This is a genomic window from Guyparkeria halopsychrophila (assembly GCF_044582135.1).
GTDB lineage: Bacteria > Pseudomonadota > Gammaproteobacteria > Halothiobacillales > Halothiobacillaceae > Guyparkeria.
In genome coordinates, this window is sequence record NZ_JBDODP010000003.1 from 162,100 (window position 1) to 174,399 (window position 12,300).

The following is a 12,300-nucleotide window of genomic DNA, read 5'->3' on the forward strand; positions in this document are numbered from 1 at the left end:
ATTGCGGTCGTGCATACGCCCCAACATCACGGGGTTGGAGGGTGGTCGGGTTACCAGCGAGGCGGCGCGGGGCATGCTGGCTCCGCTCGCTTGCAAGGAGGCGAGGCATGTCCGAGATCAGACGCCTGATTCAATGGGGGATAGTGCTGACGACGCTGACCCTGATCGCGATCGTGTTCGGCGCTTTTATGCTCTACCAGCAGGCATTCGAGGCCGAGCGCAAGGCACTTAGGGACACCCTTGTTACCCAAGCGGCTCTGATCGAGGCGGTCGCCGCCTTCGATCGGACGACGAGCCCGGAGTGGCGAGGCGATAATCCCGATGCCGTCGCCCGCGGTGCCCAAGCTGCCACCCTCAGCCAGATCAAGGTGGCCTTCGCTTCGTCCCCCGGACTGGGAGAGACCGGCGATGTGGTGATGGGGCGGAAGAAGGATGGCGATGTCGTCATCTTTCTCCATCAGCGTGCCGAGATGCATGACCACCAGTCCATGCCGGTCGAAGACCTGCCGGAAAGCGGTATCCCCGCATTCGCGCAATGGGAGCACGCTCAGGACATCTACTCTCACGACATCAACGAAACCGACATCAACGAAACCGACATCGCCGGTGAGCCGATGCGCCGGGCACTCGCCGGGCGGTCCGGGACGGTCATTGCCAAGGATTATCTCAACAAGACCGTGCTGGCCGCCTACCAGCCGCTGGAGAGCCTCGGCTGGGGGCTGGTGGCCAAGAAGGACCTCGCCGAGATTCGCGCCCCCTTCATTCGCAGTGCTGCCATCGCCGCCCTGGTCGGCGGGGTGCTGATCCTGATCGGCGGGCTGCTGTTCCGGCGGGCCACCGATCCGCTGATCAATCGGCTGCGCCGCAGCGAGGCACGCTATGCGCAGCTCCTCGAACAGTCCATCGAGGCGGTTGTCGTGCTCGATGCCGACGATCACATCCAGATCGTCAACGCCAAGGCTGCCGAGATCTTCGGTGTCTCCGCCGAGGTGGTGATCGGGCAGAGCGTCCATGATTTTATTCCCCCGGATCTGGGGCGCTTCATCGCGCAGGTGAAAGCGGACAGGGAAGCGGGCGAGACCGGACGCTACGAGCACACCCTGCGCCGGGACGACGAGGAGGTGCGATTGCGGATTTCCGCCTCGCCGCTGATCGGGCCGCGGGGCGAATACGAGGGCCGGATGGCCCTGTTGACCGACATCACCCCCGAGTACCGGGAACGTCAGGCCCATGACCGGGAACGCCGGTTGCTGCGAACGGTGCTCGACACCCTGCCGGTCGGGGTCTGGGTGCTGGACAGGCAGGGCCGGTTTACCCTTCACAACCCGGCGAGCAATCGGATCTGGGGTGTCGAGGACTGGTCGCAGCTGGATATCAACAAGCGGCTCCAAAGCTTTCGAGGCTGGCATCTGGAAAGCGGACGTCCCCTGGCCGGCGAGGATTGGGGCGCGGTGCGCGCCCTGCGGGGTGAGGAGGTCGAGCCCCAGGAGATCGAGATCGCCGCGTTGGACGGCCAGCGCCGGGTCATCCTGCAATCGGCTGCGCCGATCCGGCACAAGGGCGGTCCCGTGAAGGGGGCGGTGGTGGTCGCCCAGGACATCACCGAGCAGAAGGCCATGCAACGCTTGCTGGAACGAAACGAGGCATTGCTCTCGCTGATCCTCGAGAATCTGCCGGCCGGCGTGTCCTATGCCGACGAGCAGGGGGAAATCGTTCTCAGCAACCCGGCGGATAGCCGCATCTGGGGCGCGTCGCGGTTGGGCCAGAAGGCCCGCGAATATTACCAGTGGGCTCGCTGGGCCGACTCCGGGAAGCCGGTGATGGAGAACGAATGGCCGGTAACTCATGCCCGAGGGGCTCCGTCCGATCCCTCCATCGACCAGGTCTTCGAGATCGAGAACGTGGCAGGCGAGGCACACACCCTCAATATCTCGGCGGTCCCGATCGTCCATGAAGGGCAATGCTGGGGCGCCGTGGAACTGACCCAGGACATTACCGCCGAGAGGGCCGTGCAAGCACGTATGCGCCGGCTCTCGGAGGCTGTCGAGGCGGCAGGCGAAGCCGTTCTGGTGCTGGATGCGGGCGGCCGGATAGAGTATGCCAACCCCGCGTTTGTCGAGATCACCGGCTATTCGGTCGAAGCGGCGCTCGGTGAATCACTTGAAGATCTACTCGACGCCGGACGGCAGTCCGGTGAGTTCTACCTGGATCTCTGGAAGCAGTTGCGCCGGGGGGAAAGGGTCCGCACCGTGAAGGTCAATCGCCGACGCGACGGCAAAATGTTCTACTGGGACAAGACGCTGAGTCCCCTGATGGACGCGTCCGGTGAGTTGTTGAACGTGGTGGTCACCGCACGCGACATCACCGTGCAACGCGATGCCGAGGAGGCACTCTTCCGGGCCACCCGGGAAGATCCGCTCACCGGGCTGGCCAATGACCTGGGCTTTCGCAAGGGCTTGGCCGATCGTCTCGAGCGAATCGACTGGGGGCACAGAACCGTGGCGCTTGCCCTGGTCGATTTGCGGGGGTTTTCGCATCTCAACGAGGCCCTGGGCCGGGAGCAGGGGGACGTGATACTCAGGGCGCTGGCGGACCGTCTTCCGGGCGTGGTGCGCGAGGGGGACCTGGTCGCCCGTCTGGGCGGAGATACCTTCGCCGTCCTGTTTGCGGATATGGCGGGGGAATCGGACCTGCCGTGGGTCATCGAAAAACTGGAAAGCGCAACCGAGGCGCCTTATACGCTCGAAACGGGCGAATCCATCGTCGTCCAGCATTACATCGGTGTCGCCCGGGCCCCGTCGGACGCCCACGGCGCCGATCACCTCCTGTCCTGTGCCCATGCGGCGCTGGATGCCGCCAAGCGCGATCCGGTGAGCAACCTGCGTTACTACGCCCCGGATTACGGCGATCGAGCCATGCGCCAGATCTCGCTCGAGGGGGCCTTGCGCAAGGCACTGGCGCAGGATGCCTTTGAGCTTTATTTCCAGCCGCAGATCGAATTGGCGACCGGGCGTCTGCGGAGCATGGAGGCCCTGTTGCGCTGGGACGACCCGGAGCTCGGACGCATCTCACCGGAGGAATTCATTCCCCTGGCCGAGCAAGTGGGGCTCATCCGTGCCATCGACAACTGGGTGCTTGAGCACGCGCTGGGCATGCAGGCGGAGTGGCGTCGCCTTCATCAAGGCCAAGGCTCGACCTGGATGCTGGCGATCAACCTCTCCGGGGCGCGCATGGCAGATCCGGCGCTGCCGGAGCAGTTGGCGGCGCTGCTGGAGCGGACCGGGAGCGCGCCGTCCGATCTGGAGATCGAGGTTACGGAGACGGCGGCCATGCAGGATTCGGAGCTCGAGCGGCGGAATCTCGCCGCGCTCCGGGGAATGGGGGTAAACCTGGCGATCGACGACTTCGGCACCGGTTATTCCTCGATGTCGCAACTCGCCCGGTTGCCGGTGGACGTGCTCAAGATCGATCGGTCGTTCGTCGCTGACCTGGGGATCAAGATCGATCAATCGTTCGTCGCTGCCCTGGGGCGTGACGAGACGGCGATCAACGTGGTGAGAACCATCATCTCGCTGGCCCACTCCATGAATCTCCTGGTCATCGCCGAGGGCATCGAGACGCGTGAACAGCTGGCGTTTCTTACCCAGGAGGGATGCGAGTTCGGCCAGGGGTTCCTGCTGGCCCGGCCCATGCCCGCAAGCGAGATGTTGAAAAACCTGGGGCGCGAGAATTGGTTGCCCGCCAACGAGGATCGTTGAGCGGCCGGGCAACCAGGCGTATCGGGGTTTGGCTTGGTCGAGTGCGAGCGTGGCAAGGGGGTATGGTTCGAGCAGGCGGAGACCGCCGTGAGCCGGGCAGACGAGGTCGGGGCGGAACCGGGCGAGTGGGTGGGGGCGCGGATCGAACTGTGCGCCCTGTGTGGGGGCTGAGGTCGCCAACCGGAAAAGCGGCCCGCGGGCCGCTTTTTAGTGTCGATCCGCCATGGATGCGACTGGCCGTATCACTCGGCCTTCGGTTGGGTGGGTTCCTCGGCTTGGGGCGGCTCGATGCGTTGGCCGACGACCGCACTGCGGGGCGCTTCGGGTTCGAGCACCATGTCGGGGGCCGTCGGGTGGACCTCCTCGGCCGCGGCCCGTTCGGCCTCGCGTTCGGAGTCGCGCATCAGCATGGCCTCGATCCGTTGGCGAATCAGCCGCTCCTTCTCCTCGTGTTGCCAGAACTCCTGGTTCAGATCGCGGTGCAGGGCGAAGGCCATCAATATCATCAGGAGCATGAACGGGAAGGCGGCGACGATCGAGACCGTCCGCAGACCCTCCAGCCCGCCGCTCAACAGCAGCACCACCGCCATCGAGAGTTGCAGCATCCCCCAGAGCACGCGCACGAAGCGCGTCGGGTTGAGAATGCCCTTGGAGGTAAACATGCCCAGCACGAAGGTCGCCGAATCCGCCGAGGTGATCACGAACACGCTGACCAGCGTGATGGCCAGCAGCCCCGCGTAAGTGCCCCAGGGCAGTTGCTCGAGCGTGGTGTAAAGCCCGGCGGGCACCTCGCGGGCGACCGCATCGGCAATGCCGGCGGCTTCATAGAGCTCCATGTAAATCGCGCTGCCGCCGAAGGCGGCAAACCACAGCATGCTCAGGCCCACCGGCACGACCATCACGCCCAGCACGAACTCGCGGATGGTTCGCCCGCGCGAGATCCGCGCAATGAACGAGCCGACGAACGGCGCCCACGAGAGCCCCCAGGCCCAGTAGAACATCGTCCATTGCTCCACCCAGTGCTCGCTGGAGTAGGGGGTGGTTACCAGACTCATCTGCACGATATTGCCCAGGTACTCGCCCATCGTCTGGGTGAACTCCTGGAAGATGAACGCCGTCGGCCCGAACAGGATCACATAGGCGAACAGGCCGATCGCCAGGAGCATGTTCAGGTTCGAGAGATAGCGGATGCCGTATTTGAGCGGCGTCATCGCCGAGAGCGTGAACAGCACGCCCAGCCCGGCGATGATCATCATCTGCGTGTTGGTGCCGTACTCCACGCCCTCGAAGCGCGCGATGCCGCTGTTGATTTGCAGGGCACCCAGGCCGAGCGTGGTGGCTACGCCGAAGATGGTCGAGACCACCGCGAGGGTATCGATCCCCACGCCCCAGCCGCCGTCGACGCGGCTGCCCAGGATGGGGCGGAAGGTTTCGCTGATCAGGCCGCGCGCATTGTGGCGAAAGCGGATATAGGCAATCGCCAGCCCCACCAGTGCGAAGTTCGCCCACTGGTGCAACCCCCAGTGGAAGAAGGCGTAGCGCATGCCCGTCTGAGCCGCTTCCACCGAACGTGGCTCGGCGATCCCCAGCGGTGGCTCGTTGAAGTGCATCATCGGCTCGGCCACGCCCCAGAAGACCAGGCCCACGCCCATGCCGCCGGAGAAGATCATGGCAAGCCAGCTCTTGTAGCTGAACTCCGGTGGCTCGTCGTCTGGCCCCAGCCGGACGTTACCGAACTTCGAGAACCCCAGGAACAGGATGAAGATCACGAACCCGCTGGTCGCCAGCAGGTACATCCAGCCCATTCGGTTGGCGGTGTAATCCAGTACCTGGTTTGCGATTCGCTCGACGTCGGTCGGGTAAAGGGCGGCGACCGTGACGAACGCGGCGATGATCACCACCGAGAAATAGAAGACCGCGCCGACGTCGCCCAGCAGGCGACCGTAGAGAAGCTGGAGTTTGTTCATGAAGTCGGTCCGTGACGGCTGATGGATTCGTGGAGACTGCTCGTCACCTTAGCGGATTTTGGCGGTTGGAGCAGAGCGGCCTCGCCAATCGACACAACGAACTGCCGCGATTAAATCGTATGACCGCAGCACTTGAAAGCCAATCGTAGGAGTGCTTTTAAGGGGCGAAACCCAGTGCCGCTGCTCACGCTCACCAGACAGATTGAGGGAGCTTGCCCCCCAAGGCGGATCGCGCCGTCGGCGCGAGTCCCGCTTTGGCCGGTTGATAGGCCGGGGCGGGGGACCTTGGCGTGCCAGATTCGGAGGGTCTGGTGGTGAGATAGCTCGTTGGTTGGTTGGAACTGCCACACGCCAACCTGAGCCCGCGGGCCTAGGCCGCGCAGGAGTGATCGTACAAATGCGAGGGGCGCCGGCAGTTCACTCCACCCGCGCCCCTAAATGGAGCTACATCGGCATCGTCATAAGCGCCGTCCTTGAAGGAGACGGATCACGATCACGATGACCGCGATGACCAGAAGGATGTGGACGAATCCCCCCATGGTGTAGGAGGTGACAAGGCCCAGCAGCCAGAGGATGACCAGAATAACTGCAATGGTATAGAGCATGGTGTTTCTCCCGTCCTTTAGGAATGTCCCAGTAGCAGACCCAGCGGTCTACCGCCATCAAAAGTGTAGATCGCTCACTCCAATTTGCCCGTTTATCTGGCAGGTGGTTCAAACTGGGACGGGTTGTGATCGTTCTTGACGCTCATTGCCACGGTTTGCACGACGACGGTAACGTCCGATCGCACCTGCACTCCCTTAAAAACTTGCCTCGCATGCGAAACGCGCCAACGGCGCGCTTCCTACAAATATTGCCATCAGGCAATCGCGCCCGAAGGCGCTCCTATCGTTCCTTCCAAACCGCAGGCGTGCCTTCAGGCGTGAAAGCCCATTGGCAACGAATCATCAGCTGGCCAATTTTTCATCGCCCCGGCCGGGAGAGAAGCCCGTAGGCCCGAGGCGGGTGTCGTTCTTTTTTGCACGGCCGGCTTGGTCAGGCAAGAGGGGTGTCTCGTGGGCCCGGTAACGTTCAACGGATGAGATCACCGCTGTCGGATACGTGCGAAATCCCAGGCTCGCTATAAACAGGCTCGCTATAAATCGTTCTGACGCCTTTCCCCGATCAGGCATTCAACTCGTCGGTCGAGCTGAAAAGCCCGACAACCAAGAGGCTGGTGGTGCGTCGATATCGGGCTTGATTTCATCGATCCCACGCTACGCGCTGCAAATCCCTGTGGGAGCTGGTCTGCAAGCGAGTCGCGGTGTCGGCACGTGCGCCGATCTCGGCTTAGCGAACAAGCGGAGCAGGGCGGCTTTTCCTCCAACCGGTATGGGTTTCGGACGGCTGGAATGGCTGGCAACGACGCGTCGATCATGTTGCCAACGCTCGAGGCACTTGCTATTGCTTGCCCAATGGAAGGCACAAAAGGCAAGGACACCCCGCCGCCTTGACCCTAGATACCCTGGTCAAGCCAAAGTCTCTCTCAACGGTCTCGTGGTTGACCAGGCGAAATTCCACGCCGAAAGACAATAAAACACTTAGGAGTGGTGCTTTATCAGCGGGAGGGCGATCGGACTCGCTTTTTTAATAATGGCTTTAATGGCTTTTTGCATAATAGAAAAAATGCACTCCTTTCTTGAAAGCGCGTAGCCGATCGTGCAAAGAATACAATATATGCTACACTCGATAGAAAATTAATATTTAATTGGAGTTAAGATTATTATCTGCATTCGGAAAAGCGACAGGAGTTCGCGCCACAAATGAAGGCCTTTACGAATCCGGTTGGTCCCGGCACCTTGTGGTTTCACAATCTGTCCACCGCAGACGGCACCCCCGTGGCCTACGATCCGCAGGCGCGGGCCTTTTTGCCGATGCCGCCATTCTGTGCAAATCGCGACATTATTGGTTGCAACTGGATTGCGCCCGAGGAAGGAGCCTTCTGCCGATCCTGCGCGATGACCGCGCTGGCACCGGATCCAGACATTCCCAACGCGATCCCCAACTGGGCAGAAACGGAGGCCGCCAAACGTTGGGTGCTTGATAATCTGGGCCGTTGGCACTGGTTCAGACCGGAAGATCCCGGCACAAGGCCCACGTTCCACATGCTCGCGGACGGCCATCAGTTGGCTGCCATGGGGCATGGCGGTGGCATTGTCACGATCAGCGTCTCCGAGGCCGACCCCGTGGTGCGGGAAACCCGTAGAGAGGCCCTGAGCGAACCTTACCGCACCATGATCGGGCACATGCGCCATGAGATTGCGCATATGCTCTGGTGGCGGCTCAGCTTGCGTGAGGATTTTTTGCTTGCCTTTCGTGAAATGTTCGGAGATGAGCGAGCCGACTACACGGCGGCTCTCAGGCAGCATTACGAGCAGGGTCCCTCCCAGGACTGGGAGCTGTTTCACCTGACGTCATACGCCTCGTCGCACCCCCACGAAGACTGGGCCGAAACAGCGGCGCATCTACTGCACTTGGTGGATATCACCGATAGCTTCGTGGCAGCGGGCATGACCTCGCCGGAAATGCCTAGGTACAACTGGGACCCCTACTCGGAGCCAGATACCCATGCGTTGATTCATGTCGCTGCCACACTCGCAACGCGCATCAACCACGTGAACCGCTCCATGGGACTGCCGGACCTCTATCCCTTCGTCCTTTCGGAGGCGACCCGTCGCAAGCTTGCCTTCGTACACGGGTGGTTGCGCCGAGGGGCCCAAGGGCTTTGATTTGAATGTTTTTACCAAACCCCGCTAGGGTTTTCCTGCACGAATACTAAAGGAGAGTACTTAATGTCGGTTACTCAAAAATCCAAAATGTCTCAAGAAGTATTGGCTTGGCGCGATCCGGAGATGGACTCGGTCAAGGGCACCGAAACCCCCAAGGACCCGAACAAGGGTTACATCGCCCTGCTTGGGTGGAGTGTCAACGCGATCAAGGCGGCGCAAAAGTTCGATCGCCGTTATGTCGTTGTTGCCCCGGAATGGGCCGAGGATTTCTGTACCGCAAACAACATCCCCTATATCCCGTGGGATTTTATTCGGTTAAATGACCGCTCGATGGAAATTGCCGAAAAGTTGAAAGCGGAAGGCGTCGATGTCGCCATCCCTTTGTTCGAGGAAACCGTTGAGTGGTCCGGGGCGATTAACTCGGTGCTTCTCAACAACCCCCGCATGTTCGGGCAGTCGATCCTGTTCCGCGACAAAGCGCTGATGAAGCGCCGTGCCCAGCTTGGCGGCATCCGTGTCGGTATCTTCGAGGAAGCGCACGAGAAAGAGGATGTCGTGCGCTTCATGAAGCGCGTTAACCAGACGCTGCTCAAGCTTGATGGTGACCCGGACGACCCGATCCACGTCAAGGCATTCGATAAGGCCGGTTGCCTGGGCCATCGGATGATCCGTTCGTTGGACGAAATTGACAATATTCCGGCCGAAGAATATCCGCTGCTGATGGAGAGCCACCTGGATGGCTGGGAGTTTGCGGTCGAGGCGTGGATCCACGATGGCAAGATCCAGTTTCTCAACATCTCCGAGTACGTGACGCTGGGTTACTCGGTATTCGTGCCGGCCACCAAGGAACTCGAGAGCTGGCGCAACGCGATTACCAAGCAGATTGAAAAGCTGATCAAGACCTTCGATATCCAGTTTGGCTTGATTCACCCCGAGTACTTCGTGACGGCGGACGGCGAAATGTACTTCGGCGAGGTTGCCTACCGTCCACCCGGTTTCAAGGCGTTCGAGTTGATCGAGATGGCCTACGGGTTCAATGCCTACCAGGCATCCATGCTGGTGTTTGATCCCAAGAGCACCAAAGAGGAAGTGGAAGCCTTCTTCCCCCGCGAAGTGGAAGGTGCGAAAGGCTACGCGGGTTGCTTCGGTGTGTACCCACGTCGCCGGGTGGTCAGCAAGCTGGAAATGCCCAAGGAATGCGTGGAGCACCCGTATTTCGTGTCGCACGAACTGGTCGCGCCGGCAGAAGAGACGGTTCCAGACCGGTCGGCCTTCGGGACGCACTGGGGCTTGGTCTTCTTCTTCGGCGACGATCCCATCAAGATGCGGGATCTGCTGAAGGCCCAGGAAGACCTGGACTTCTACGTCTAGAGGCAAGCTCAGAGCGGGTATTACCCGCCTAAGGGTGAGGAAAAACGGGCCGACAAGGCCCGTTTTTTTTGCTTGGGTAACCTGTCTGGTTTGCCCGAGTCGTCGTTGCCTTGCTGTGCTGGGAGCTTGCCGTGCAAGCGAAACGCGCCAGAGGCGCGTGTGCTGGTTGTTCCGTGGTGGTGGGGTGGGGCGGGGAATCTTGGAGTTGAGGTGGAACGGTTTCGGGCGTTTGTTGGGTTTGGCGGATCTGGCCGAACCGCGTTGCCAACGCCCGAGGTACTTTCTATTGCTTGTCCAATAGAAAGTACCCAAAGACAAGGACACCCCGGCGCCTTGGCCCTTCGGGCTTCCCTCGTCGCCGCCGGGTTGCGGACGGGTCGGTTCGACGCGACATCGTGTCGCGCAGAACCTCTGGGCGGCGTCCATGCCGCCCAGACCCTGCAAACCGGCGGCGACGAGGCAAGGCGCAGGGGCCCCGGGGGTGGCGACCGCGTATCCCTTGGTGTGGATTAACCGTGTTGCCGGTTTGAACGCAGGACAGCCGCACAACAGCTTTCGCGGCCAAGGGCCGCTCCCACACCCACCAGATCCCCTGTGGGAGCGAGCCCCGCTCGCGAAACGCGCCAACGGCGCGTGCCCCCGCATGCAATAACCCACCAATAAATCGCGCCTAAAGACGCTCCGACAAATTTTCCACCCTGTAGGAGCGCCTTTAGGCGCGAAAGCCCATCATTGGCAACGAATAATCACCAGCCTGCCAATTCCCCTTCGCCCTTGCCGAGCGGCCGGGGTGCCGCAGGGTCGGCGCAACAAGGAGGTTGCGCCGAGGTTCGCCGCGACAGGAAGCCGCGTCGAACCGACCCGTCCGCGGCACCCCGGACGGGAGGGAAGCCCGCAGGGCCAAGGCGAGGGGTGCCGTTCTCTTTGGGCACTTTCTCTTGGGCAAGCAAGAGAAAGTGCCTCGCGCGTGCCACCGTGAGGTGGTGATGCGCACTTGCGTTGCATGCGTGCGAAATACTCGGAAGCGGTTTAAATGCTTCTGACCTCTTATCCAGGTGGCTGTGGCGGACTGAGGTGTCTTGCCTTGTCGTGGAGGGGTACGGGTTTCAGCCGGGTGATTGCGCTGGCTGCGGTGCTCAAGACTTGCGTTCACCGTCCGGAGCGCTCGGCGTGGCCGCGTGGATGAGCGACAGGATTTCCTTGGTTATCGCATCTTCGAGCCGTTCGGTGAGGTGCGTCGGGCAAAAGAGGCTGACGGTGATCCGGGTCTTGCCGATATCGGTTGTTGAGAAGCGTATGCGGGTTTCGGGGTTGGGGATCTCCACACCGCTGCGTTGACCGATCCTGGCATGCACATTCGCGGCCTCTTCCCGGTGCGGGCCGTAGTGGTGCTCGACGATGGCGGCGATCCCGTCTTCGAGGCTCGGAAGGTCGATCTTGGCTTCCGTCGTGATCGCGAAGCTGTGGAAGGTGTAGTCCCGCCCCACCGTGAGGTTGCGGATGGGTGACGTGAAGAAGACGCTGTTCGGCACGACCGCCGTGCGCCCGGTCTGGGTGAAGGAGTTCGGCTGGAATTCATGGAGCGTCGTGGCCAGCAAGCTGTGGTCGACCACCTCGCCCCGCACACCCGAGACCTCGATCCAGTCGCCCACGGCGAAGGCGCGGTTCGAGGCGCGCATTAGCGAGCCCGAGACGCACAGGATCATCTCCTTCGTCGCCACCACAATCGCGATGGCGACGGCCGTGAGCGACAGGGCGAAGGTTCGGAGCTGCGGCGCCCAGATCAGGACCAGCCCGACAAGCACCAGAAACAGGAAGGCGTTCCGGCTCGTGGAGATCCAGCGGCGCAGGGCATGCGCCGGCAGGTCACTCCGGCGCCGGATGAGTTTCACCGTGATCAAGCGGGCGACCCAGAGAATCAACAGGAGGAGGACGGAGGCCACGAGGTTGGGCGAAAGGGGGCCGAGCGCGGCCGGCAAGGTCCAGGTGCTTGGGTCGAAGGTCATGGGGACTTGGGCGTTCTCGTCATGTCAGGGTCAGATCAGGATAACGTAGGCCGCGTAACCGGCAAGGATGGCCAACCCTTCCCATCGTGCCACCCGGAACCCTGTCCGGGCGAGGAAAAGCTGGACTGCCGGGACACCGACCACGACGAGTTTGTCGAACGAGGCGATCTCCGCCGACGCTTGGCTGACACGCGATGAGACTGGTGTGAGTATCTTGGTCAATGGGCAATGCCACAAAGGTGACACCCCGGCGGCTTGCCATCGGGCTTCCTCCGGCGCCGCTGGCTTTCGGACCGGTCGGTGGTGTGAGTCTCGGTTTGGTTTGTGAGTTTGATCGGGGTGGGGCGTCTTGTGGTCGCGGTGGTCGGGGTTTCGGGCGTTTGTTGCGTTTGGCGACTTTGTTTGTAACGCGTTGCCAACGCCCGAGGCC

General features: G+C 61.8%; 6 protein-coding genes. 3 read left to right on the plus strand and 3 right to left on the minus strand.

The features are described from left to right. Nucleotides 1-107 precede the first annotated feature (107 nt). Nucleotides 108-3,758, plus strand: a complete 3,651-nt coding sequence (locus ABGV18_RS02715; RefSeq protein WP_396584703.1) for an EAL domain-containing protein — start codon at nt 108-110, stop codon at nt 3,756-3,758. Nucleotides 3,759-4,000: 242 nt separating this feature from the next. On the opposite strand, the gene ABGV18_RS02720 is transcribed toward ABGV18_RS02715, so the two are convergent. Both ABGV18_RS02720 and ABGV18_RS02725 read right to left on the minus strand, forming a co-directional pair. Continuing rightward, the gene (locus tag ABGV18_RS02720; protein WP_396584704.1) at nt 4,001-5,725 is read right to left on the minus strand and encodes a BCCT family transporter; all 1,725 of its coding nucleotides are present in this window, start codon (nt 5,723-5,725) and stop codon (nt 4,001-4,003) included. A gap of 458 nt (nt 5,726-6,183) precedes the next feature. After that, entirely contained in the window at nt 6,184-6,330 is a 147-nt protein-coding gene (locus ABGV18_RS02725; RefSeq protein ID WP_396584705.1) for a lmo0937 family membrane protein, read from the minus strand. 1,197 nt (nt 6,331-7,527) lie between these two features. Between ABGV18_RS02725 and ABGV18_RS02730 the strand changes: the two genes are divergently transcribed. Then, the gene (locus ABGV18_RS02730) at nt 7,528-8,493 is read left to right on the plus strand and encodes a zinc-binding metallopeptidase family protein (RefSeq protein ID WP_396581539.1); all 966 of its coding nucleotides are present in this window, start codon (nt 7,528-7,530) and stop codon (nt 8,491-8,493) included. A 63-nt stretch (nt 8,494-8,556) separates the two neighbouring features. Next, complete coding sequence (locus ABGV18_RS02735) at nt 8,557-9,864, plus strand: ATP-grasp domain-containing protein (protein ID WP_449728475.1); 1,308 nt, start codon at nt 8,557-8,559, stop codon at nt 9,862-9,864. 1,136 nt (nt 9,865-11,000) lie between these two features. Here the strand turns inward: ABGV18_RS02735 and ABGV18_RS02740 are convergent. After that, on the minus strand, nt 11,001-11,870 hold the full coding sequence (locus ABGV18_RS02740) for a mechanosensitive ion channel family protein (protein ID WP_396581540.1): 870 nt from the start codon (nt 11,868-11,870) through the stop codon (nt 11,001-11,003). Nucleotides 11,871-12,300: the final 430 nt, after the last annotated feature.